Below are 22,887 nucleotides of genomic sequence, written 5' to 3' on the forward strand. Positions count from 1 at the left end.
CGCTTCTGCAGCCCCGAAGCGCCCGAGCCCACCGATCGCGCCGCCACCGACTATTGGCTGCCCGTCGATCAGTATATCGGCGGCATCGAGCATGCGATCCTGCACCTGCTCTACGCTCGCTTCTTCACCCGCGCGATGCGCGAGACCGGCCGCCTTGCCGTTACCGAACCCTTCGCCGGCCTCTTCACCCAGGGCATGGTGACGCATGAGAGCTACCGCGCCCCCGATGGCCGTTGGCTCTACCCCGACGAGATCACGCGCGGCCCCGATGGCGGGATGGTGCTGACCGACACGCGCGAGCCGGTGACCGTCGGCCGGGTCGAGGCGATGTCGAAATCCAAGCGCAACACGGTCGATCCCGGCGCCATCATCGACCGCTACGGCGCCGACACCGCGCGCTGGTTCATCCTCTCCGATAATCCGCCTGAGCGGGACATGGAGTGGACCGAAGCCGGCGTCGCCGGCGCCTATCGCTTCACCCAACGCCTCTACCGCCTCGCCGAAGGCATCGGCGCGCTCTCGCCGGTCTTCCCGGATGAGCCGCCCACCGATGCCACACGCACGCTGCGCCGGGCCACCCACCAGGCCATCGCGAGCGTCACGGCGGCGCTGGACTCCTTCAGCTTCAACGTCGCGGTGGCGCGTCTCTACGAACTGGCGGCCGCGCTGGCGGACGCCGAGAAGTCGGCCGCCGCCAATCCCGCCGATGCCAGCCTCGCGGCAGCTCGCGCCGAGGCGCTGGATGCCGCCATCCGCCTCTCCGCGCCGATGATGCCGCATCTCGCGGAAGCCATGAACGCGCTGCTGCGGCCGGATGGCGAAACCCTCGTCGCCCAGATGCCCTGGCCCGAGGCCGATGCCGCGCTCGCGGCGGTGGCCGAGGTCACGATCGGTGTGCAGGTGATGGGCAAGCTGCGCGGCACCGTCACGATGGCGCCTGGCAGCCCCGCTGACCAGGTGCTGGCGGCAGCAGAGCGCGAGCCCAATGTCGCCCGGCTGCTCGAGGGGAAGCGTGTCGTCAAGCGCATCCATGTGCCGGACCGCATCGTCAATTTCGTCGTCGCAGGGTGAGACGGATGGCACAGCCGCGAAAAATGGTCGGATTGGCGGGGCGCCGGGGCTTCCTGCGGCTCGGCGGCCTGGCGGCCACCACCGCGAGCCTCGCGGGCTGCGGTATCCATCCCCTCTACGCGCCGAACGCCTTCGGTGGCGACGGTGCGAATGCCGCGGTGCAGCAGCATCTGCGCGAGGTGCAGGTCGGCTTTATCCCGGACCGGGACGGCCAGCTTCTCCGCTACGCCCTGCAGGACCGGCTTGAGGCCGGCCAGACGGCGGAGATTACGCGCTATGACCTCGTGATCCGCTACAACATCAGCAGCATTGGTCTCGGCCTGCTTAACGACAACACGACGACCTATGCCCGCATCATCGCCGTCGCCGCCTGGAGCCTGAACGCCCAGGATACCGACCACACGCTGCTGACGAAATCCGTGTCCCAGGCGGTCGATGGCCTCAACAGCTTCGACAACCAGCCCTTCGCGCAGGATCTCGAAGTCGAGACCGTCCACAAGCGCCTCGCCAATGCGCTGGCCGACCAGATCACCCTCCGCCTCGCGCATTACTTCACCGCGACCGGCCGCGCGCAGGAGCAGGGCAAGCCGGCGTGACGGCGGACGGCTCGGCCGCCCACCGATGAAACTCGACGCCCGCGACTTCGCCGGGTTGCTTCGTGACTCCTCCGGCCTCCGCGCCCTGCTGCTCTACGGCCCCGATTCCGGCCTCGTGCGCGAACGGGCGGAGGGGTTGGCGAAATCGGTGCTGGGCAGTCTCGACGATCCTTTCCGCTTCGCTGAACTCATGCGGCCGGACGGTTCCACGCTCGAAGGCGAAGCCGCGGCGCTTTCCTTCACAGGTGGCCGCCGCGTGGTGCGCGTGCGGGAGACCGGGGACAACCTGGCGCCGGCGCTCGCCCGTGCCTGCGCGGCGAAGGACGGCTCGCTCCTCATCCTCGAAGCGGGCGAGTTGCCGCCCCGCTCCAAGCTGCGCGCCTGGGCGGAGAAGGAGCGCAACGTCGCCGCGCTCGCCTGCTACGTGGAAGAGGGCACGGCGCTCAAGACGACGCTACGCAAGCTCTTCGACGCCCAGAATGTTCCGGTGGCCCCCGACGCACTCGATTGGCTCACCGATCACGCCGGGGCCGACCGGGGGTCCGTGCGGGGCGAGGTCGAAAAACTCACGCTCTATGCCGGCGAAGCCGGAACGGTCGATCTCGCGGCGGTCCAGGCCATCGTCGGCGACCAGGCCGAGCTGTCAGCGGAAGACGCGCTTTTCGCCGCGACCCGGGGCGCGGTCGCCGAGGCTGATCGCGCGGCGGCCACGGCACTCGCCGAGGGTGGCTCGGCGGTCGGGCTGGTGCGCGCGGCCCATGGGCACATGGATCGCCTGGCCCGCGTCGCCGCCGCCCGGGAGTCCGGCCGAACCGCCGCCGAGGCGGTCAAGATGCTGCGGCCGCCGCTCTTCTTCCGCCGCGAAAGGGCAATGCTGGAGGCGGCGGAGCTGTGGCGCTTGCCCGCGATCGCGGCGATCCAGCAGGCCCTCCGCGAAGCCGAACTCCAATGCAAACGCACGGGCCTACCTGCGGAGGCAGTCGCCCACGCCGCCATCCTCGCCATCGCCCGCCGCGCGGCAAGGATGCGCGCCCGTTGAGAGTTTGGGGCGGCATGTCTCTGGTTTGAACCGTTCTCAACGTCCTCACGTCATGCTCGGCGAAGGCGGGGCATCCACGGCTTCTCGCATGACGAAGGTAAGGCGTGGATGGCACGCGGGGGGCCGCCCCGCCTTCGCGTGCCATGACGAACCTTCGGGTCGCAGTTCAATCATAGATCATCAAACGGCCTACCGCGCCCGCTTGCCTGCCGGCGCGCCGGAAATCCAGCGGATCGACCAGCCCGTCAGATAGATCAGCGGCGAGGCCAGGATGAACGGCAGCACGATCGGCAGCCCGGCGACGAGCCCCACGCCATTGTCATTGCCGAACTCGGTCAAAAGCACCGCGATAATCCCCGAGGCGACGAAGAAAAAGGCGGCCAGGGTAAAGAGGCGATAGAGCAAAGTGCCCATTACGGTATCTCGCTAATCGGCGTTTGGAATGGCCAGAACGCTAAAGCACCATCGCAAAAATTGGAACGACTAACCCGTCATGACGAGAAGGCGCAGTCCGAGCCGCCACCTAACCCGCGTCGAAATCCGCCACCCCGCGCCGCTCACCCAGCAGAAACGCATCCGCCACCAATTGCAGTGGCCGGAGATCATAATCGGAGGCCCCCGCCGCCAGCAGCGCCGCGAACCGCTCGTAAATCGCCGGATATTCCCGCGACGGCGCCTCGATTGTCGGAACCCCATCCACCGCCAGACACCGCCCACCCTCGGTAAGCGTGAGATGCACCCCGCTCTCGGTCTCTGCCTCGATGGTCCAGCTCTGCTCGCCCTCCTTTCGCCAGTCGAAGACCGCGGTGAGGCGGCTGCCGGGCAAAGCGTCGGGCGTGTCGAAGGTCAGCTCTGCGCCGATCGGCGTCTGATGGTTGCCAGCAATCTCCAACCGCGACGCCGAAACATGCAGCGGCGAGGGCGTGATCGCGGTCGCAATCGACAAAGCATTGATGCCCGGATCGAAAACCCCGAATCCGCCCGGCTGCCAGATCCAGGCCTGTCCGGGGTGCCAGCGCCGCACATCCTCGCGCCAATCGATATGCAGCCGCCGCAGCCGCCGACCCTTGAGGAGCCGCCGCGCCTCCTCCAGCGCCGGGTTGAACCGCGAGTGCCACGTCGCGAACACCACCTGCCCGGTCTCCGCCGCCACAGCCGCCAGAACATCGGCCTCGGCGAGCGTGGCCGAGGGCGGCTTCTCCAGCAGCACATGCTTGCCCGCCCGCAGCGCCGTTATGGCAAGCGCCAGCCGCCCGGTCGGCGGCGTGCACAAGGCGACCGCCTCGACCTCAGGCAGCGCGGCGAGGAGTGTGCCGAGATCAGGGAAACTCGGCAGCCCATTCACCGTCGCCCCTCGGCCGCTGACGATGGCGACCAACTCGAAATCCGAATTGCCCGTGATGGCCGGGACATGCTGGTCGAGCGCGATTTTGCCGAGGCCCGTGATGGCGATGCGGGTAGCTGTCATCGTCTGTCTCCAAGGAAAGGGGCGAGGCCGAGGTCATGCAAAGCCCCGGACATCGCGGCCACGGCCATCCGCATATCCGCCGGGGTGATCGCGCCGATGGCGCCGACCCGAAAGCTCGGCGCCTCGGTATTCCGGAAATTGCTGATCAGCACGCCGCGCGCCTTCAGCGCATCGACGAAACGCTGCAGATCCCACTCGGGCGTATCAGGCGCCCGCACATTCAGCACGATCGGCCCCTGCAGCGCCGGTGGGAGGAAGAAGCCCATGCCGATTTCCTCCAGCCCACCGCGCAGCGCGGTCATATTGGCGCGGTATCGCGCGAGCCGCGCAGGTGGGCCGCCCTCAGCTTCCAATCGATCCAGCGCCACCGCCAACGCCGCCATCGACTGCGCCGAGGGCGTGAAGCGGCTCGAACCAAAGCCGTTGACGCGCCCGTTGTCGTAAAGGTCGCCAAGGTCGAAGGACCAGCTACCCGCCTTGCCGCGCGCCTCCTCCAGCCGCGCGGTGGGCGAAACTGAGACCGAGAAACCCGGCAGCGCCTCCAGGCATTTGTTCGGCGTGAACACCAGCGCATCGATCTCCGGATGATCCGCGACCCTGATCGGCAGCGCGCCGAAGGCGGAAACCGCGTCGAGAATCATCCGGCGCCCAGCCGCGCGAACCACCGCGCCGATCGCCTCCGGATCATGCAGAATGCCGGTGCTGGTCTCGCTATAGATGAGCCCGACATGGCTGAGGCCCGGATCGGCGGCCAGGGCTTCGGCCACGGCCTCCGGCACGATGGGCCGGTCGAGCGGCGCGGGGAGGGTGACGACGCGCCGCCCGATCTCCCGCGCGAGGCGGATCATCCGGTCGGCATATTGGCCGGTCTCGGGGATGAGGATGCCGCCCTCCGGCCGCACGAAGCTGCGTATCGCCGCCTCGATGATGAAATGGCCTGAGCCGGGCAGGGGTAGAGCCACATGCGTTCCGGCGTCACCGCCCGCCAGGTCGCGCAAACGCTCCAGCAAATGCGCAATGCGTGCGCGTTCCTCACTGTCCCAAGGCGCGATATCAGCATTGGCTGCCGCTCTCACGCTGGGATGGGTCATGACTGGGCCAGGTATCAGCAGCAGCATAAGCGTATCGTTCTCCCCTGCCGGGCATGATAGCCGGAGGTGCGAAATAGGGCAGGGTTTCCGGGCATCGATCAGGCGAGTCCGGGCATCGCAGTTCCGTGCGATTGCTGGTAGAGGGGAAATATGTCGATGCCGTTCACTCTGCCGTCCTGGCTGCCGTGGTGGGTGCCGATCCTGGTCCTCGTCCCGGCGATTCTCTACGCCCTGCTGTTCCTCCTGATGCCCTTCAGCGTCATCGGCGTGAAGGGGCGGCTCGATGTCATCGAGGCGCGGCTGGATGAGCTTCAGGGTGAGATCCGCACCCTGTCGCTACGCCTCGGCGAGCCGGTGCGAGGTGGCTACCGTCCGGACGAGGACGCCTACGACCTCACGCCCGTGCCCTCCCGTGCGCCCAACCCGTCCTACGCGCCGGTCGCCTATTCGCGGCCTCCGGTACCGCCCGCCGCCGACAGCGACCCCTATACCTACGACGACAACGACAACGGCAACGGCCGGGATCGCTCGTCGCGCGCGAGCCGCCCCGCTCGGGATCAGCCGGGGCGGACCTCGCGCACGGAGCCCCGCTTCGACTGAGCCCAGAAACGCGCGCCCAGGAGGCTAGTTTGCGTATCAGCGTCATCCAGATGAGTCCCGGCGCGGAGAAGGCCGCCAATATCGCGCAGGCCCGCGACCTGATTCAGGGCGCGCTGGCGGATGGCCGCCCGCGTATGATCTCGCTGCCCGAGATGTGGTCCTGCCTCGGCGGCGACCGGGAAACCAAGTTTCGCGAGGCCGAGGATCTTCCGCCCCCCGGCTCGAACGAGCCCGGCGGTGAGGCCTACGAGTTCCTGCGGGAAGTGGCGCGCGCCAACGGCATCCATGTGCATGGCGGCTCGATCGCCGAACGCGCGGGCGACCGCCTCTACAACACCACCCTGGTCTTCGACACGGACGGCAGCGAAATCGCCCGCTACCGCAAGATTCACCTCTTCGACATCACGACGCCGGACGGGCAGGGCTACCGCGAAAGCGCCGTCTTCCGTGGCGGCAGCGATATCGTCACCTTCAAGCTGCAGGATGTCACGGTCGGGCTCGCCATCTGCTACGACCTCCGCTTCCCCGAGCTTTTCCTGAAGCTGCGTCGCGCCGGCGCCGACATCATCATGCTGCCCGCCGCCTTCACCTTGCAGACCGGCAAGGATCACTGGGAGGTCTTGCTGCGGGCGCGCGCGATCGAAACCCAGTGCTGGATCGCCGCCGCCGCCTGTTGGGGCCGCCATTTCGACGGCTCCGGCGAACCGCGCTTCACCTATGGCCATTCGCTGCTCTGCGACCCATGGGGCCAGGTGGTTGCCTTGGCGTCTGACGGGGTCGGCTGGGTTACCGGCCGCGCCGAGCGCACCATCACCGATAAGGTCCGGCGCGACATGCCGGTGCTCGACCACCGGAAGCTTGCGTGAGCGCGACCCAGGCGCTCAACCGTTCGGCCCTTCAGCGCGAACAGATCCTCGGCGAGCAGCGGCTCGAACGCATAGCCATCGTCGCGGCACCGACACTCCTGGCGCAGGAAGCCGGCGAACGCCTGATCAATCTCTACGGCAATGTTCCGGTGCTCGACGCGCAGGTTGTGGTGGCGCTGGGTGGCGACGGCTTCATGCTCGAAACGCTGCATCGCGTCTTGGGGCGGCCAATCCCGGTCTACGGCATGAATTGCGGCTCCGTAGGCTTTCTGATGAACAGCTTCTCCGAGGAGGGGCTGGTCGAGCGCCTCACTTGCTCCCAGGCCGCCGTCCTTCATCCGCTGCGGATGCATACGGTGACGCAAACCGGCTCAGTCGAGGAGGCGCTGGCCCTCAACGAGGTCAGCCTGCTCCGCCAGCTGCGCCAGACGGCTAAGCTTCGCGTCTCGGTGGATGGCCGGGTGCGGCTGCCGGAACTCATCTGCGACGGGATCCTGATCTCCACCCCCGCCGGTTCAACCGCCTACAATCTATCGGCGCACGGGCCCATCGTGCCGCTTTCCGCCAATCTTCTGCCGCTCACACCGATCAGCGCCTTCCGCCCACGCCGATGGCAAGGCGCGTTGCTGCCCAGTTCCGCCGATGTGCTGTTCGAGGTGCTGGAAGTGGAGAAGCGCCCGGTGGCGGCGGTGGCCGACAGCACCGAGGTGCGGAACGTCGTCTCCGTCGCGGTCAGCGAGGAACGCTCGATGTCCGTGACCGTCCTGTTCGACCCCGACCACGGCCTCTCCGAGCGCATCCTCGCGGAACAATTCGCCGCATGAGGGACGACGCCGCGCTGGCCGGCGAGGCGGCAGCCGGTGCCGAAACCGCGCTGCGCGATCTGCTCGACCTCATGGCCCGCCTGCGTGACCCCGAGCACGGCTGCCCCTGGGACCGCGCGCAAAGCTTCGCCACCATCGCGCCCTATACGATCGAGGAAGCCTACGAAGTCGCCGAGGCGATCGAGGGCGGCGAGCCATCCGCGCTGCGCGACGAACTCGGCGATCTGCTGTTCCAGGTCGTCTTCCACGCCCGCATGGCGGAGGAGCAGGGGCTGTTCTCCTTCGCCGATGTCGCAAGCGGCATCACCGCCAAGATGCGTCGCCGCCATCCGCATGTCTTCGGCGATGCAGGCCCGCGAGATGCCACAACGCAAAACGCCGCCTGGGAAGCCCAGAAGGCCGCCGAGCGCGCCGCAAAGCCCGGCGCCCCCAGCGCGCTCTCCGGCGTAGCCGTCAATCTGCCCGCGCTCACCCGCGCCGAGAAGCTCTCGGCCCGCGCCGCCCGCGTGGGCTTCGACTGGCCTGATCTCGACCAGCTTTTCGCCAAGCTCGACGAGGAAGTGGCGGAGCTTAAGGCGGAAATCGCCGGGGCGCGGCAGGACCGGCTGGCCGACGAAATTGGCGACTTGCTCTTCGTGGTGGCTAATCTCTGCCGCAAGCTAGGCCTCGACGCTGAGGCCAGCCTGCGCGGCGCGAATGCCAAGTTCACCCGCCGCTTCCAGGGTATCGAGGCCCGTCTTGCCGCTACCGGTCGTGTAATGACGGATGAGCCCCTAGACGTGCTCGAAGCGCATTGGCAGGAGGTCAAGCGAGGCGAGGGGGCGTGATCCCGCCAGCGGGCATGGTAAAGAGCCCGCATGAGTGATGCTCCTCCGCCTTCCCCGTCCCGCCGGCCGCGCCGCCGTTTCAGAATCCTGACCTGGATTCTTCTCCTGATCATCCTGGTGCCATTGGCGGCCGCCGGGATCTTCATCGCGAGTTTCGATCCCAACGCCTATCGAGGCCGTATCGCCGCGGCACTCTCCCAGGCGACCGGGCGGCAGGTGACGCTTGCCGGGCCGCTCTCCCTGGCGCTGACGCCAGTGCCCAGCCTGAGGGCACAAGACCTGAGGCTGGCGAACCTGCCGGGCGGCTCCGCCGCCGAAATGGTCCAGGTCGCGGAAATCGAAGCCTCGATCTCGCTTTGGCCGCTGCTGAGCCACCGCATAGCGCTGACGCGGCTCGTCCTCCATCAGCCGCGTATCTTGCTGGAGCGCGTCGGCGGTCAGCCCAACTGGATCTTCCATCCCAATCCGCCGGCGGCATCGGCTGTTTCGGCTAACAGCTCAGGCGCCGCCCAGCCCTGGCACCTCTCGCTGCGGTCTTTTCGGCTGATCGACGCCGGCCTGGTCTGGCGTGGTGCTGGCGGTGATGAGAGTATCGATGTGGCGGATGCCTCCGTCACGTCGAATGCGGATGATGGTCCGATCACGCTGCACGGCGCGATACGGTGGCGGGACGTGCCGGTCACCCTCGAAGGAACCACCGGACCGATCGACGATCTGCTCGCCGGTAGCGCCACCGGCAACTGGCCCCTCGACCTGACGCTGAGCGCCGCCGGCTCGAAAGCGAACCTTCAGGGCAGCGTCGCCGACCCAATGCACGCCACCGGCTATATTCTGACGCTACGTGGGGAGATCGCCGCGCTCGAAACCCTGGGGCCGCTTCTGCCGCCGGGCCTGCTCCCAGCAGGCACGACGCTGCCGCCGCTGCATGGGGTCACCGTCTCCGCCATGCTCGACCAGGATGCGAAGGGTGCCCCGCGCATCAGCCGGATCGCGGCTCAGGCCCAGGCCTCCGACCTCGGAACGCTGCTCCCCGGTCTCAAGCTCGACAGTCTTTCCCTCATCGCACCCGCGATGGATCAGCCGGTAACGGTCAATATCCTCGGCGAACGTCACGACTTCGCCTTCACAGTCTCCGGCACGCTCGGCGCCATCGCCGCGCTGCGCGGTCCGGCACAGACCGCCTATCCGCTCGATCTCGTCCTGAGCGCCGGGCAGTCCAACCTGCATGCCCAGGGCACGCTGGCCCAGCCGCTCGTCCTGAAGGGCGCAAATGTCGCGCTCTCCGCCCAGGTCGCCAACCTCGCGACGCTGTCCCCACTCTTCGAGGCGCCCTTACCAGCCGCCACGGCCCTGACTGGCTCCGCTAATCTCGCCGATGCGCCCGAGGGTTTCGCGCATGGTCTTGCGCTTACCCGCCTGAGCCTCAACGGGCCCGAGGGAGATCTAGGCGGCGAAGTCGCCGTCACCTATGGCGGCCGGACCGCCGTCAACGCGACGCTACGCTCCACCCGTCTCGACCTCGACGCGTTGCGCGCCATGGGTCAGCCGCTTGTCCCGCTGTCCGCCATGCCGGCAGCCCCGCCACCTCCGCCACCGGCAGCGCCGGCTCCCGCGCATGCCGAGCCGCGGCGCGTGATCCCGGACCTGCCGCTTCCGGTCGCCGCGCTCCGTAGTTTCGATGGCGATCTGCGGCTTGGCTTCGTCAGCCTGAGGCTCGGGGGAGCCGAATACCGTGCGCTCGTCACCCGGGTGACCCTGGACCATGGGAAGCTCGCGCTGATGCCATCCTCCGTGGTGGTTCCCGGCGGTGCCATGGTGGCAGCCGGAAGCCTCGATGCCTCGGGCGCGGTGCCGCAGGTTTCGCTCTCGGCCCAGGCGCCGAACATTGCATTGGCCCCGGTGCTGGCGGCCCTCGGGCTGGGTGGAGCCGGGCAGGGCTTCGGCCAGGTCTTCGCCAGCCTCAACGCGAGCGGTGCCACCACTCGCGCGCTGGCCGCCAGCCTCAGCGGTCCGCTCGGCATCTCCGTCGTCAATGGTGTGGTCGATGGGCAGATGCTCGCCCGCGTCTTCGCCCCGGCGTTCAAGGCCGCGCGCGTTCTGCCGCCGGCGCTGCTCGCCGCCGCCGGTTCGCTGCCGCTGCGGTGCCTCGCCCTGCGGCTCGACTCCACCGCCGGCCACGCCAACGTTGCCGCCTTGGTCTTCGACAGTAGTCTGCTCCTGCTCCAGGGAACCGGCACGATCGACCTGGGTTCCGAGACCCTCGCTATTGCGCTGAACCCCGAGCTGCACCTCGGCCGCAGCAACCTTAAGGTTCCGCTGACGCTTGCCGGGACCTTCGCTCAGCCGCGCATCTCGGGCGGCGATGTGAGCGTCAACGATCAGCATACCGCTGGTCTGAACGGGTTGCTCCAGTCTCTGCTGAGCGGTGCGCATTCCGCCCCGCCGACCTCCAGCGCCTGCGCCCCGGCGCTCGCCCTCGCGCGTAACGGTCAGCCGGGTCCGATGCCGGACAACAATCCCGGTGGCGGCATCCTCAACAAGCCGATCAATCTGTTCGAGCAATTGCTGCATGGCCAAGGCGGCTAGGCCATGAAACGCCTCTGGCAGCGGGCAAGCTACGGCGCGAGCGAATACGGCTTCGCGATCCTGCTCGACGGCCGCCCGATGCGCCTGCCGAGCGGCGAAACCCTGCCGCTGCGCCACGAGCCCCTGGCCCGCGCCATCGCCGAGGAATGGGACGGGGTTGGCCAAGGCAAGCCCAGCTTTTCCCCCGCCGATCTCCCACTGACCCAGCTCGCCGCCACGGCGCTGCTGCGCGTCGCGCCCGATCCGAAACCGGTCGCCGAGGCCGTCGCACGCTATGCGACAAGCGACCTGCTCTGCTATCGCGCCAGCCAGCCGGAGCTGCGGCAGCGGCAGGCGGCGGAGTGGCAGCCCTGGCTCGACTGGGCTGGCCGTAGCCTGGACGCCTGGCTGCGCGTGACGGAGGGCATTGCCCTGCTCGATCAGGATCCCGCCGCCCTCTCGGCCTTGTCCCGCGCGGCGCACCGGCAGGACGCCGATGCCCTTGCCGCGCTCGGCGTCATGGTGCCGATCCTGGGCAGTCTCGTGCTGGGTCTTGCTACGCTGGAAGGCGGTTTGGCGGCGGCGGAGGCCTATCGCCTGTCCTGTCTCGAAGAGCTGTTTCAGGAAGAGAAATGGGGTGAGGACCGTGAGGCCAGCCATCGCCGCGCCGTAGCGGAGCGGGACATGCTGGCCGCTGCGCGCTATGTCGCTCTGACGCGTCCTCTTCCGGAAGTCCCCCCGTTATGAGCAGCAAGCGCTTGATCATCGCCGGCCGCGTGCAAGGGATCGGCTACAGGGACTGGATGGTGAACCAGGCGCACGCCTTGGGCATTGACGGCTGGGTCCGCAACCGCGCCGACGGCACCGTCGAGGCGCTCGTCAGCGGCACCACGGACGCGGTCGAGGAATTGGCCCGCGCCTGCCGGCGGGGGCCACGCCTCGCTCAAGTCACCAGCATCACGGAAGAGAAGGCGGAACCGCCGCAGGAGCCGGGCTTCTTTTCCCGGCCATCACGGTAGCGGTTATGAGGTCAGAACCACTGGACACGCGTGGTCCGTGAGAGCGGGATGTCTTTCGTTCGAGCCGCGCTCATTCCACCATGTCATGCTCGGCGAAGGCCCAGCATCCACGCCTTGCTTGCTTCACAAAAAAGGCGTGGATGGCACGCCTTCGCGTGCCATGACGGATCTCTCTTGGTCGCGCTCTCAGGCTTCCGGCGCTGCGGCGACGATCGGTATTTCGCGGCTCTCACTATGGCTTTCGCGCTGCTCGCTCGAAAGCTGCTCTTCGGGTGAGCCAAATTCCTGCTCGTCCGTCGGCGGCTGCTCCTCGCCATTCGCCTGGCGCCGGGGCTGTCCATTCTGGTAGCCGGCCGGCTGATTCTGCTGCGCCTGCTGGTTGATGGCGCTCACGATGCGGAAGTAATGCTCGGCATACTGAAAGTAGCCTTCGCCCATCACCCGGTCGCCGGAGCTTGTCGCGTCCCGGCCGAGTTGCAAATACTTCTCGAACAACTGTTGAGCCGTTCCCCGAATGCGAAGATCAGGCCCATTGCTGTCGAAGACGTGATTGCGGTTGAGGGGGACGCCGCCGCCGCTGCCGCCGGAGTGATGCCGTATCGGGCCTCCGTTGCCGCCGCCTCCGCCGCCGCCAGTTCCGCGATGGCCACGGCCACGCATCCGCTTGATATTCATGAGTACGACATGTCGCTTTCCTATTCGCAAACCGCTCGGGCAGCGCCCGGGAGGGCCAGTCCGCCCAATCGACTTTACGCTTCGAACAAGGGTTTCTGGATCTGGCGCTATGGCTCGTTAGCCGAAAGCCCTGCACCGGATGCCAAATCACGGCGGGAGTTGCTCAACCCCGGCGCCATGCACAAACAAGCTAGACTGCGCCCCCCGATAAGCCAACTTCTTTTTGCAGGCGACCCAAGATCGTCACGCGGGGATGACCCGCAAGATCCGGGCGCGTTCCCTCGACAGCCAAACCGTAACCCTTCGCGAGCCGCGCCAAAGCCGTTTCCTGGCCGAGCCCGAACTCGAAGACCGCCTTTCCTACAGGCGTGAGGAGCCTGGCGAGGTCGGCGAACAGGCGGCGATAGGCGTCCAAACCATCCGCCCCGCCATCCAGCGCCAGCACAGGCTCGTGCCGCGCCACCTCAGGTTCCAGCCCCGCGATGTCGGCGGCCGGGATATAGGGCGGGTTGCTCAGCACAAGATCGAAGCGCCCGCTCAGGGCCCCCGCCCAGTCGCCCACCAGGAAAGCGGCGCGGCCGTTCAAACCCAGCCGCTCGGCGTTCCGTGCCGCCACCAGCGCCGCGCCCTCGGCGCGATCCACGCCAAGCCCCCAGGCCGCGCGGAACTCCGAAAGCGCCGCGAGCAGCAGACAGCCGCTGCCGGTGCCGAGATCGAGAATACGGCTCACCGCGCTTCGACCAGGAAAGCAGCCGAGAGCCGCCTCGATCACCGTTTCCGAATCCGGGCGTGGGATCAGCGTGTCCGCCGAGACCAGAAAATCGAGGCTCCAGAATTCGCGATGCCCGAGGATTGTGGCGGAAGATTCGCGCGCGGCCCGACGCGCGATGAAACCGGCAAACCGCGCCGCGACTTCAGGCGTGACCGCCTCGTCCTGACGGCGCAACAGCGTGGCGAGGTCACCCCCCAATGCATGTGCCAGAAGGATACGCGCCTCCCGGTGGGGCGCCTCGATACCGGCTTCGGCGAGAAGCGGCGTCGCGTTCCGCCAAGTCTCGCCGAGTGTCGCGGTCACTGATCCGAATCGGCGAAGGCCGCGAGGCGGGCCGCCTGATCTTCCTCGGTCAAAGCACTGATGATTTCATCCATCTCGCCGAGCAGCACGCGGTCGATCTTGTAAAGCGTAAGATTGATGCGGTGATCGGTGACACGGCCCTGCGGAAAATTGAAGGTGCGGATGCGCTCGCTGCGATCCCCCGTGCCGACCTGGCTGCGGCGATCGGCCGCGCGCGACGCATGCAGGCTGGTGCGCTGCTGCTCGTAAAGCCGGGCACGCAGGATCTTCATGGCCTTGGCGCGGTTCTTGTGCTGGCTTCTCTCTTCCTGCATCGCGACCACGACGCCGCTCGGAACATGCGTGATCCGGACCGCGCTTTCCGTCTTGTTGACGTGCTGGCCGCCGGCACCGGAGGCCCGATATACATCGATGCGCAGATCGCTTTCGTTGATCTCGACATCAACTTCCTCGGCTTCCGGCAGAACCGCGACTGTGACTGTGGACGTGTGGATGCGCCCCTGATTCTCGGTTGCCGGAACACGCTGCACGCGATGCACGCCTGATTCGAACTTCAGCCGCGCGAAGACATTGCGGCCGGTGATATTCGCGATGCCTTCCTTCAGCCCGCCCAGTTCCGTATCGGCATATTCCAGGATCTCGAAGCGCCAGCCCTGCAACTCGGCATAGCGCTGATACATGCCGAAAAGCTGCGAGGCGAAAAGCGCCGCCTCGTCGCCGCCGGCCGCCGGCCGAATTTCCAGGATGGCCGAGCGCGCATCGGCTTCATCTTTCGGCAGCAAGGCGAGGCGGATCTCGCTTTCCAATCGCGGGATTTGTGTGCGGAGCGTTTCGCTTTCCGCTTCCGCCATCTCGCGCATTTCGGGGTCGGCAAGCATGGCCTCGGCTTCGGTGACCCCGCGCTCGGTTTGCCGCAGCTCGCTGATGAGCGTGACGACCGGTTCGATCTCCGAAAGCTCACGAGACGCGCGGACGAATTCCTCACCGACCACACCCGAGGATAACCGGTCGCGCAACTCATCCGCGCGCAAAAGAATACGGTCGAGCTTTTCGGCGAGACTCATCTCAGCGCGTCCACCACGCCGTCGAGCGCCACTTCGCTTTGCGCGCCCGCCGCGAGATCCCGCAATTGCACAACACCGCGCGCAACCTCATCCGAGCCCAAAATGACGGCGGCGCGCGCCCCGATTCGGTTCGCGCGTTCCAGCCGGCGCTTGAGATTGCCGCGATAGCCGATATCCGCGCGAATCCCCGCCGCGCGCAGACGCTGAACCAATGCGAAGGCGGCACCTTCGTTTTCCTCGCCGACCGGAATCACCGAGACCGGTGCCGCGGCGGCGGGCGGTTCCGCGATGAGCATTGCCATGCGATCGACACCAGCCGCCCAGCCGACAGCGGGCGTGGGCGGCCCGCCCATTTCCTCGATGAGGCCGTCATAGCGGCCGCCGCCCAGAACGGTTCCCTGAGCGCCAAGGCTCTGCGTGACGAATTCGAAAGCCGTGTGATTGTAGTAATCCAGACCACGAACGATGCGCGGGTTCTCGATGAACGGCGTGCCGAGCGTCGTCAGATGCTCGCGCAGACGGTCATAGAAGCGCGCGGCCTCGACGGTCAGATGCGGTATGATGGTCGGCGCGTCAGCAACGATGCGGCGGTCACCTTCATCCTTGCTGTCGAGGATGCGCAGCGGGTTACGCTCCAGCCGCTGTTTGCTGTCGGCTGAAAGCGACGCCTCGTGGATGGTGAAGTAATCCACCAATGCCTGGCGATAAGCGTTGCGGCTTGCGATGTCACCGAGGGTATTCACCTCGACCACCACATCCTCAGCAATGCCGAGCGCGGTCAGAATGTCCCAGCCGCAGGCAATGACTTCGGCATCGGCCAGCGGCTCAGCTGGGCCGATCAGCTCTAGTCCGATTTGACTGAACTGCCGGTAGCGGCCTTTTTGCGGCCGCTCGTAGCGAAACATCGGGCCGGCGTAGAATACCTTTTGCGGCAGGGATTGCGTGAGTCCGTTGCTGACCAGCGCGCGACACACGGCGGCGGTATTCTCCGGCCGCAGTGTTACGCTGTCACCGCCGCGATCGGTGAAGGTGTACATTTCCTTCGTCACGACATCGGAAGTCTCGCCCAGCGTGCGGGCGAAGATGCGCGTGTCCTCGAAGATCGGCGTTACCCATTCCTCGAAGCCATAGAGGGCGGAAATCCGGCGCGCGGTGTCCATGACATGCCGGTGGCGCTGTTGCTCCTCGCCGATGAGATCGCGCGTGCCGCGGACGGGTTGGAGCTGCATGGGATTGGGCCTGGGGTGGAGGAGAGAGAAAAGAAATAGCCCCTCCCTGGAAGGGAGGGGTTGGGGTGGGTTGTTCGGCGTGGGCTTGGCGAGTGTAACCCAAGCGAACCCACCCCCGGCCCCTCCCTTACAGAGAGGGGAGCAGCGGCGTCGCTACTCTGCCGCGATGGCGGCGGGTTCGGCGGCGCGGATCGCGGCGGCTTTGGCCTCGACCATCTCGACCACGTGGTCGATCATCGCATCCTTGTCGATCGTATGGCTCTGCTTGCCGGCGGCATAGACCATGTGCCGCCCGGCGCCGCCGCCGGTGATGCCGAGATCGGTCATCGTCGCCTCGCCCGGCCCGTTCACCACGCAGCCGATGATGGAGAGCGTGAGCGGCGTCTCGATATGCGCCAGCCGGTCCTCCAGCGCCGCCACCGTGCGGATGACATCGAAGCCCTGCCGCGCGCAGGACGGGCAAGAAATGATGCGCACGCCGCGATGCCGGATGCCGAGCGACTTCAGCATCTCCCAGCCGACATGCACCTCTTCCTCGGGCTCAGCCGAAAGCGAGACGCGCAAAGTGTCGCCGATCCCGGCCCAAAGCAGCGAGCCAAGGCCGATCGAGGATTTCACCGTGCCGGTGCGCTTTCCGCCCGCTTCGGTGATGCCGATATGCAGCGGATGGTCACAGACTTCCGAGAGTTGCTGATAGGCCGCGACCGCCAGGAAGACGTCCGACGCCTTCACGCTGATCTTGAACTCGTGGAAGTCGTGGTCTTGCAGAATCTTGGCGTGTTCCAGCGCGCTCTCGACCAGCGCCTCCGGATTGGGTTCGCCGTATTTTTCGAGCAGATGGCGCTCCAGCGAGCCGGCATTGACGCCGATGCGGATCGAGCAGCCATGGTCCCGCGCCGCCTTCACCACCTCGCGCACCCGTTCGGCGCTGCCGATATTGCCGGGGTTGATGCGCAGGCAGGCAGCGCCGGCGACCGCGGCTTCGATAGCGCGGCGATAGTGGAAATGGATGTCTGCGACGATCGGCACATCGACCTGCCGGACAATCTCGTGCAGCGCCTTGGTGCTTTCCTGATCCGGGCAGGACACGCGCACGATGTCCACGCCGGCCTTCTCGGAAAGCCGGATCTGGGCGACGGTGCCATCGACATCCGTCGTCAGCGTATTCGTCATGGTTTGCACGGTGATGGGCGCATCGCCCCCCACCTTCACGCGCCCAACGCTGATTTGCCGGGACTTACGACGCTGAATTTGCTGATAGGGGCGGTAGCTCATAATGCGCTCCGTTGCGGGCTTTGCGAGACGATGACCGCGATAGTCATCCGTTCGTATGTCCCGCTGAATTGGTAACCGAAGGATTAGCGTCAGGTTTCGCTGGCGTGACGTCCGGCGCGGCAGCCGCAGGGCCGAGCTTGGTCTTCAGGCTTGCGGCATCCAGCGGCAGATTGCGGACGACATGACCCTTCAATGGGCCAAGCGGCGTGCCGCCCAGCGCGATCGTCGTGACGGTCGCATTGCCGGTGGTGAGGGTCAGCTCCGGCTGATCCGGCACCGTGTAGCTTTCGCCGGAGTGCAGCACATGCTGATAGATCACTCGCCCCGTGCCGTTCTTGATTTCGATCCAGGCATCGCCGCTGGCCTCGATGACCAGTTGCCCCGCCGAGGCCGAGAGCGCCGCCGAACCATCAGGGGCGGCGGGCGGCGGTGTCGCCTCCGCCAACGCGCCAAGCGCGGTCGGTGGCGTTGAAAGCCGAGCCGCCGGTGGTGGCGCTGGCATAGGCACCGCGGCGGCGGCCGAGGAGGGCGACACATCCGCGTCATTCGGCAGAGGCGGCCCAGGATCCGGCGTGACAACGGGCTTCGGACGTACCGGTGCCGGCTTGACCAGAGCGAACTTCGGCGCCGGCGGTGGCGCCAGAGGCTCCAGATGGGCGGGCAGGGAGTCGATTGAGGAAGCCATGCGTTCGCTGCGGCCGGAGTAGTGATACCAGCCAATATACCCCGCGATCACGATCACGGCACCCACCAAGACGAGCGCCCCAGCAGGGACTCCGCGCTGTGGCGCGGGAGCCGGGAAAACCAGGTCGGTCTTATGAGTGACCTCCTCCCGCTCGGCCTTGAACCGCCGGATCGCCTCGTTGGCGTCGAGGCCCAGCGCGATCGCGTAGGTCCGCACGAAGCCGACCGCATAGGCCGTCCCCGGCAGGTCCTGCAAATCGCCACGTTCGATCGCGTGGATGAAGGCGGGCTTGATCCGCAGCGCGTTGGCGACCCACTCCACCTCATAGCCAAGGCGTTCGCGGGCTTCTCTCAGCTCTGTCCCGATACGGGAGGTGCCGGCGCCGGGGCCACGGAAATCGTCCTCAGATCTGCCCCGATCGTCTGGAACCGAGCGTTTGGGTCTCTGAAAGGCTGCCACTCTCTCTCATTCCGTGCAGCTGCACCAGGAAGCGGGACAACGCGCGCAGATCGGCGTCCCGGGTCAACAGGCAAGTTTCGAGGGTGAGAATGCCCCGTTTTGGCGAGCGCGTCGACTCGCCTCACGCTTATTCTACTGCCGGCCGACCGCGCCAGCGCAGGGTTAATGGGCAAGCCATTCTCCCGGCGCTGGTCTGGTCGTGTCTCCGCCGCTACTCCGCGGCGATTTCCTCGCCGGTGAGCGCGCCCGTGTCGGACCGCAGACTGCGGCCATCGGCACGTCCGGTCGCGATCGCGCGCAGCCGGTTCATCACGCTGCCCGTGCCCGCCGGGATCAGGCGGCCCACGATCACGTTCTCCTTGAGGCCCTGCAAGCTGTCGATCTTGCCGGCGGTCGCCGCCTCGGTCAGCACGCGCGTGGTCTCCTGGAAGGACGCGGCGCTGATGAAGCTGTGGGTCTGCAGGCTGGCCTTGGTGATGCCCTGAAGCACAGGCATCGCCGAAGCCACGCGCTCGCCCGCGGCGATCCGCTTGTTGTTCTCGGCATCGAACTCCGTCCGGTCGACCTGCTCTCCCGTGAGGAAGGTCGTGTCGCCCGGCTCGGTGATCTCAACCTTCTGCAGCATCTGGCGAACGATCACCTCGATGTGCTTGTCGTTGATCTTCACGCCCTGGAGCCGGTACACGTCCTGGATCTCGTTGACGAGATAGTCGGACAGTGCCTCGACACCCAGCACGCGCAGGATGTCATGCGGCACGCGCGGACCGTCGACCAGCGGGTCGCCGAGACGCACGAAGTCGCCTTCCTGCACCGAGACGTGCTTGCCCTTGGGAATGAGATACTCGCTCTCTTCCCCGGTCTCGTCGTTCTTCACGATGACCCGGCGCTTCGCCTTGTAGTCCTTGCCGAATTCCACGCGGCCGTCGTTCTCGGCGATGATCGCGTGATCCTTCGGGCGCCGCGCCTCGAACAGCTCCGCCACGCGCGGCAGGCCGCCCGTGATGTCGCGCGTCTTGCTGCCTTCGCGCGGGATACGCGCCAGCACGTCACCGGCCGCGACCGTCGCGCCATTCTCGATCGAGAGAATGGAGTCCGGCTGCAGGAAGTAGCGCGCCTCGCCACCATTCGGCAGCTTGATGACCTCGCCCTTGGCATCCTTCAGCTGGAGGCGCGGCCGCAGATCGACGTTCTTCGCCGCCTGCTTGTAATCGACCACGATCTTCGAGGTCAGGCCGGTGACTTCGTCCATCCGCTCGACCAGCGTGATACCCTCGATCAGATCGGCGAACTCAACCACGCCGTTCTTCTCGGTGATGATCGGCAGGGTGTAGGGGTCCCACTCCGCCAGCTTCTGGCCGCGCACCACCGGCTGGGTATCGTCCGTGAGCAGCCGCGCGCCGTAAGGCACGCGGAAGCGCGCACGCTCCCGTCCGTTGCTGTCGGCCAGCACGATTTCGCAATTGCGGCTCATCACCACGGGCACGCCCGAGCTGTTGATAACCACGTTGCGGTTACGCACCACAACCGAGCCTTCATGGCTCGCCTCCACGCTCGACTGCTCCGCGCCACGCTGCGCGGCACCGCCGATGTGGAAAGTGCGCATCGTGAGCTGCGTGCCAGGCTCGCCGATGGACTGCGCGGCGATGACGCCCACCGCCTCACCGGCATTGACCCGGGTGCCACGCGCAAGATCGCGCCCGTAGCAATGGCCGCAACAGCCGATCTCGGCCTCGCAGGTCAGCACCGAGCGGATCTTCACCGCCTCGACACCCGACTTTTCGATGAGGTCGGCTTCCTCTTCCTCGATCAGCGTATTGTTCGCCAGCAGCACCTTCGCCGTCACAGGGTCCAGCACATCCTCGCAGGAGAAGCGGCCGAGGATACGTTCGGAAAGCGACGACACCACCTCGCCGCCATCCATGACGGCGCGCACGGTGAGGCCCTTATCGGTACCGCAGTCTTCCTCGACGATGATGCTGTCCTGCGCGACGTCCACCAGACGGCGCGTGAGATAGCCGGAGTTCGCCGTCTTCAACGCGGTATCCGCGAGACCCTTACGGGCGCCGTGGGTCGAGTTGAAGTATTCGAGAACCGACAGGCCTTCCTTGAAGTTGGCGATAATCGGCTGCTCGATGATTTCGCCCGAGGGCTTCGCCATCAAGCCGCGCATGCCCGCGAGCTGGCGCATCTGCGCCGGCGATCCACGCGCGCCGGAATGGCTCATCATCCAGACCGAGTTGGTCGGCGTGCCGATCTCCTGCTTGGAGATCTCCTTCATCATGGCGCTGGCGACGAGGTCGGTGCAGCGCGACCAGGCGTCCACCACCTTGTTGTAGCGCTCGCCGGCGGTGATCAGACCGTCCTGATACTGCTGCTCGAATTCCTTCACCTCGCCCTGGGTGCTCAGGATCAGTTCCGGCTTCTCCTTCGGGATGATCAGGTCATCCTTGCCGAAGGACAGGCCCGCCTTGGCGGCGTTGCTGAAGCCCAGGCCCATCATGCGGTCGGCGAAGATCACGCATTCTTTCTGGCCGCAGTGGCGGTAGACCGCGTCGATCACGTCCGACACGTTCTTCTTCGTCAGCTGCTTGTTGATCAGCGTGAAGGGCACGTTCTGATGCAGCGGCAGGATCTGCTGGATCAGCATACGGCCCGGCGTGGTCACGACAACGCGGCGCACCGGCTCGCCGGGACCTTCCTGCACCAGGATCCGCGCGCGGATCTTGTCATGCATCTGCACGCGCTTGGCGGCCAGCGCATGCTCGATCTCGCCGATCGTCCCGAAAGCCGGGGCGTCGTTGTCCACCGCGACGCGGAATTCCGGCGTCTCCAGCGACAGATAGTACAGGCCGAGCACGATGTCCTGGCTCGGCACGATGATCGGCTTGCCGTTCGCGGGGCTCAGGATGTTGTTCGTCGACATCATAAGCACGCGGGCTTCGAGCTGCGCTTCCACGCTCAGCGGCACATGGACCGCCATCTGGTCGCCGTCGAAATCCGCGTTGAAGGCGGTGCAGACCAGCGGGTGAAGCTGGATCGCCTTGCCTTCGATCAGCACCGGCTCGAAAGCCTGGATGCCGAGGCGATGCAAGGTCGGCGCGCGGTTGAGCATCACGGGATGCTCGCGGATCACCTCTTCCAGAATGTCCCAGACCTCGGGACGCTCTTTCTCGACCATCCGCTTGGCGGCCTTGATGGTCGTCGCGTGACCGTATTTTTCGAGCTTGGCGTAGATGAAGGGCTTGAACAGCTCCAGCGCCATCTTCTTCGGCAGGCCGCACTGGTGCAGCTTCAGCTCCGGACCCACCACGATGACCGAGCGGCCCGAGTAATCGACGCGCTTGCCGAGCAGGTTCTGGCGGAAACGGCCTTGCTTGCCCTTCAGCATGTCGGACAGCGACTTCAGCGGACGCTTATTGGCGCCGGTAATGGCGCGGCCACGGCGGCCGTTGTCAAACAGCGCGTCAACGCTTTCCTGCAACATGCGCTTCTCGTTGCGCACGATGATATCGGGCGCGCGCAGCTCGATGAGGCGCTTCAACCGGTTGTTGCGGTTGATGACGCGGCGGTAGAGATCATTGAGATCCGAGGTTGCGAAGCGGCCGCCATCCAGCGGCACCAGAGGCCGCAGCTCGGGCGGAATCACCGGCACCACGTCGAGGATCATCCAGCCGGGCTTGCTGCCGCTCTCGGCGAAAGCCTCGATGAGCTTAAGACGCTTGACCAGCTTCTTGCGCTTGGCCTCGCTCGTCGTGGTCTTGAGATCGACGCGCAGCCGCGTCTTCTCGGCATCCAAGTCGATGTCGTTGAGAATGCGCTTCACCGCCTCGGCACCGATGCCGGCACGGAAAGCGTCCTCGCCAAACTCGTCCTGCTTCGACATCAGCTGATCTTCGTTCAGCATCTGGTGCAGCTTGAGATCGGTCAGGCCAGGTTCAAGAACGATATAGCTCTCGAAATACAGAACCTTTTCTAGGTCCTTCAGCGTCAGGTCGACCATCAGCCCGATGCGCGAGGGCAGAGACTTCAGGAACCAGATATGGGCGACGGGCGAGGCAAGCTCGATATGGCCCATGCGCTCGCGCCGGACCTTGGCGAGCGTGACTTCCACGCCGCATTTCTCGCAGATGATGCCGCGGAACTTCATGCGCTTGTACTTGCCGCACAGGCACTCGTAGTCCTTGATCGGTCCGAAAATCCGCGCGCAGAAAAGCCCGTCCCGCTCCGGCTTGAAGGTGCGGTAGTTGATGGTCTCGGGCTTCTTGATCTCGCCATAAGACCAGCTCCGCACCTGCTCGGGCGAAGCGATCTGGATCTTGATCTCGTCAAAGGTCATCGGCTGACCGGTTTGACCGAGAATCTTCATAAGTTCGTTCATGCAGATCCTACCTTCAGGCCGCGCCGCACGCCGGGATGAGCCGGCGGCAGGCGGAGTCCACGCATCCAGTCGTCACGGAAT

At 66.4% G+C, this 22,887-nt stretch carries 20 protein-coding genes; 10 read left to right on the forward strand and 10 right to left on the reverse strand.

All coding sequences use genetic code 11. The features are described 5' to 3' along the window. The 3 genes from GSQ83_RS15530 to holA form a co-directional block, all read left to right on the forward strand. A partial coding sequence (locus GSQ83_RS15530) for a class I tRNA ligase family protein (protein ID WP_158803785.1) occupies window positions 1–1,071 on the forward strand: 1,071 nt, incomplete at its 5' end. A 5-nt stretch (window positions 1,072–1,076) separates the two neighbouring features. After that, a complete protein-coding gene (lptE, locus tag GSQ83_RS15535; RefSeq protein ID WP_158803786.1) occupies window positions 1,077–1,667 on the forward strand; it encodes an LPS assembly lipoprotein LptE in 591 nt (196 codons plus the stop codon). 25 nt (window positions 1,668–1,692) lie between these two features. Next, window positions 1,693–2,706, forward strand: a complete 1,014-nt coding sequence (holA, locus tag GSQ83_RS15540) for a DNA polymerase III subunit delta (protein ID WP_158803787.1) — start codon at window positions 1,693–1,695, stop codon at window positions 2,704–2,706. A 189-nt stretch (window positions 2,707–2,895) separates the two neighbouring features. Here the strand turns inward: holA and GSQ83_RS15545 are convergent, their stop codons facing one another. The 3 genes from GSQ83_RS15545 to GSQ83_RS15555 all read right to left on the reverse strand — a co-directional run bounded on the left by GSQ83_RS15545 (window position 2,896) and on the right by GSQ83_RS15555 (window position 5,292). Continuing rightward, window positions 2,896–3,120: a hypothetical protein gene (locus tag GSQ83_RS15545; protein WP_158803788.1), complete on the reverse strand. Its 225-nt coding sequence runs from the start codon at window positions 3,118–3,120 to the stop codon at window positions 2,896–2,898. Between the two features lie 109 nt (window positions 3,121–3,229). After that, the gene (locus GSQ83_RS15550; RefSeq protein ID WP_158803789.1) at window positions 3,230–4,174 is read right to left on the reverse strand and encodes a Gfo/Idh/MocA family protein; all 945 of its coding nucleotides are present in this window, start codon (window positions 4,172–4,174) and stop codon (window positions 3,230–3,232) included. Further along, complete coding sequence (locus tag GSQ83_RS15555) at window positions 4,171–5,292, reverse strand: aminotransferase class V-fold PLP-dependent enzyme (protein WP_158803790.1); 1,122 nt, start codon at window positions 5,290–5,292, stop codon at window positions 4,171–4,173. Before GSQ83_RS15555 ends, GSQ83_RS15550 begins: the two co-directional genes overlap by 4 nt. A 129-nt stretch (window positions 5,293–5,421) precedes the next feature. On the opposite strand from GSQ83_RS15555, the gene GSQ83_RS15560 reads away from it, so the two are divergent. Genes GSQ83_RS15560 through GSQ83_RS15590 form a run of 7 tightly spaced genes read left to right on the forward strand, consistent with a single transcriptional unit; the run spans window position 5,422 to window position 11,966 of the window. After that, the gene (locus GSQ83_RS15560) at window positions 5,422–5,865 is read left to right on the forward strand and encodes a hypothetical protein (RefSeq protein ID WP_158803791.1); all 444 of its coding nucleotides are present in this window, start codon (window positions 5,422–5,424) and stop codon (window positions 5,863–5,865) included. Window positions 5,866–5,894: 29 nt separating this feature from the next. Continuing rightward, complete coding sequence (locus GSQ83_RS15565; protein WP_158803792.1) at window positions 5,895–6,731, forward strand: carbon-nitrogen hydrolase family protein; 837 nt, start codon at window positions 5,895–5,897, stop codon at window positions 6,729–6,731. 44 nt (window positions 6,732–6,775) lie between these two features. Then, the gene (locus tag GSQ83_RS15570) at window positions 6,776–7,555 is read left to right on the forward strand and encodes an NAD kinase (protein WP_158803845.1); all 780 of its coding nucleotides are present in this window, start codon (window positions 6,776–6,778) and stop codon (window positions 7,553–7,555) included. Beyond that, a complete protein-coding gene (mazG, locus tag GSQ83_RS15575) occupies window positions 7,552–8,382 on the forward strand; it encodes a nucleoside triphosphate pyrophosphohydrolase (protein ID WP_158803793.1) in 831 nt (276 codons plus the stop codon). Before GSQ83_RS15570 ends, mazG begins: the two co-directional genes overlap by 4 nt. A gap of 30 nt (window positions 8,383–8,412) precedes the next feature. Next, window positions 8,413–10,968 carry an AsmA family protein gene (locus GSQ83_RS15580; RefSeq protein WP_158803794.1) on the forward strand — a complete coding sequence of 852 codons (2,556 nt, stop codon included), beginning with the start codon at window positions 8,413–8,415 and terminating at the stop codon, window positions 10,966–10,968. Window positions 10,969–10,971: 3 nt separating this feature from the next. Then, window positions 10,972–11,694 carry an ATP12 family chaperone protein gene (locus GSQ83_RS15585; RefSeq protein WP_158803795.1) on the forward strand — a complete coding sequence of 241 codons (723 nt, stop codon included), beginning with the start codon at window positions 10,972–10,974 and terminating at the stop codon, window positions 11,692–11,694. Further along, a complete protein-coding gene (locus tag GSQ83_RS15590; RefSeq protein WP_158803796.1) occupies window positions 11,691–11,966 on the forward strand; it encodes an acylphosphatase in 276 nt (91 codons plus the stop codon). Before GSQ83_RS15585 ends, GSQ83_RS15590 begins: the two co-directional genes overlap by 4 nt. Window positions 11,967–12,152: 186 nt before the next feature. Here the strand turns inward: GSQ83_RS15590 and GSQ83_RS15595 are convergent, their stop codons facing one another. The 7 genes from GSQ83_RS15595 to rpoC form a co-directional block, all read right to left on the reverse strand. Further along, on the reverse strand, window positions 12,153–12,641 hold the full coding sequence (locus GSQ83_RS15595; RefSeq protein ID WP_158803797.1) for a DUF4167 domain-containing protein: 489 nt from the start codon (window positions 12,639–12,641) through the stop codon (window positions 12,153–12,155). A 190-nt stretch (window positions 12,642–12,831) separates the two neighbouring features. Next, the gene (prmC, locus tag GSQ83_RS15600) at window positions 12,832–13,716 is read right to left on the reverse strand and encodes a peptide chain release factor N(5)-glutamine methyltransferase (protein ID WP_158803798.1); all 885 of its coding nucleotides are present in this window, start codon (window positions 13,714–13,716) and stop codon (window positions 12,832–12,834) included. Beyond that, the gene (gene prfA, locus GSQ83_RS15605; RefSeq protein WP_158803799.1) at window positions 13,713–14,780 is read right to left on the reverse strand and encodes a peptide chain release factor 1; all 1,068 of its coding nucleotides are present in this window, start codon (window positions 14,778–14,780) and stop codon (window positions 13,713–13,715) included. The genes prmC and prfA overlap by 4 nt, the downstream gene beginning before the upstream one ends. After that, window positions 14,777–16,009, reverse strand: coding sequence for a histidine--tRNA ligase (gene hisS / locus GSQ83_RS15610; RefSeq protein ID WP_158803800.1), 1,233 nt, complete (start codon window positions 16,007–16,009; stop codon window positions 14,777–14,779). The genes prfA and hisS overlap by 4 nt, the downstream gene beginning before the upstream one ends. A 153-nt stretch (window positions 16,010–16,162) precedes the next feature. Further along, window positions 16,163–17,287, reverse strand: a complete 1,125-nt coding sequence (gene ispG / locus GSQ83_RS15615; protein WP_158803846.1) for a flavodoxin-dependent (E)-4-hydroxy-3-methylbut-2-enyl-diphosphate synthase — start codon at window positions 17,285–17,287, stop codon at window positions 16,163–16,165. A gap of 40 nt (window positions 17,288–17,327) precedes the next feature. Beyond that, complete coding sequence (locus tag GSQ83_RS15620) at window positions 17,328–18,428, reverse strand: RodZ domain-containing protein (RefSeq protein WP_158803801.1); 1,101 nt, start codon at window positions 18,426–18,428, stop codon at window positions 17,328–17,330. A gap of 211 nt (window positions 18,429–18,639) precedes the next feature. Then, window positions 18,640–22,806, reverse strand: coding sequence for a DNA-directed RNA polymerase subunit beta' (gene rpoC / locus GSQ83_RS15625; protein WP_158803802.1), 4,167 nt, complete (start codon window positions 22,804–22,806; stop codon window positions 18,640–18,642). Between the last annotated feature and the right edge of the window lie 81 nt (window positions 22,807–22,887).

The sequence above is a fragment of the Acidisoma sp. L85 genome, assembly GCF_009765865.1.
In the GTDB taxonomy this organism is placed as follows: Bacteria; Pseudomonadota; Alphaproteobacteria; order Acetobacterales; family Acetobacteraceae; genus Acidisoma.

What these genes read in the sequence shown, in the direction of transcription:
- GSQ83_RS15560 (WP_158803791.1), top strand. Translation starts at nt 5,422, where the DNA reads ATGCCGTTCACTCTGCCGTCCTGGCTGCCGTGGTGGGTGCCGATCCTG.
- GSQ83_RS15555 (WP_158803790.1), bottom strand. Translation starts at nt 5,292, where the DNA reads ATGCTGCTGCTGATACCTGGCCCAGTCATGACCCATCCCAGCGTGAGA.
- mazG (WP_158803793.1), top strand. Translation starts at nt 7,552, where the DNA reads ATGAGGGACGACGCCGCGCTGGCCGGCGAGGCGGCAGCCGGTGCCGAA.
- hisS (WP_158803800.1), bottom strand. Translation starts at nt 16,009, where the DNA reads ATGCAGCTCCAACCCGTCCGCGGCACGCGCGATCTCATCGGCGAGGAG.
- lptE (WP_158803786.1), top strand. Translation starts at nt 1,077, where the DNA reads ATGGCACAGCCGCGAAAAATGGTCGGATTGGCGGGGCGCCGGGGCTTC.
- holA (WP_158803787.1), top strand. Translation starts at nt 1,693, where the DNA reads ATGAAACTCGACGCCCGCGACTTCGCCGGGTTGCTTCGTGACTCCTCC.
- GSQ83_RS15585 (WP_158803795.1), top strand. Translation starts at nt 10,972, where the DNA reads ATGAAACGCCTCTGGCAGCGGGCAAGCTACGGCGCGAGCGAATACGGC.
- GSQ83_RS15595 (WP_158803797.1), bottom strand. Translation starts at nt 12,641, where the DNA reads ATGAATATCAAGCGGATGCGTGGCCGTGGCCATCGCGGAACTGGCGGC.
- rpoC (WP_158803802.1), bottom strand. Translation starts at nt 22,806, where the DNA reads ATGAACGAACTTATGAAGATTCTCGGTCAAACCGGTCAGCCGATGACC.
- GSQ83_RS15550 (WP_158803789.1), bottom strand. Translation starts at nt 4,174, where the DNA reads ATGACAGCTACCCGCATCGCCATCACGGGCCTCGGCAAAATCGCGCTC.
- GSQ83_RS15580 (WP_158803794.1), top strand. Translation starts at nt 8,413, where the DNA reads ATGAGTGATGCTCCTCCGCCTTCCCCGTCCCGCCGGCCGCGCCGCCGT.
- GSQ83_RS15545 (WP_158803788.1), bottom strand. Translation starts at nt 3,120, where the DNA reads ATGGGCACTTTGCTCTATCGCCTCTTTACCCTGGCCGCCTTTTTCTTC.
- GSQ83_RS15590 (WP_158803796.1), top strand. Translation starts at nt 11,691, where the DNA reads ATGAGCAGCAAGCGCTTGATCATCGCCGGCCGCGTGCAAGGGATCGGC.
- prfA (WP_158803799.1), bottom strand. Translation starts at nt 14,780, where the DNA reads ATGAGTCTCGCCGAAAAGCTCGACCGTATTCTTTTGCGCGCGGATGAG.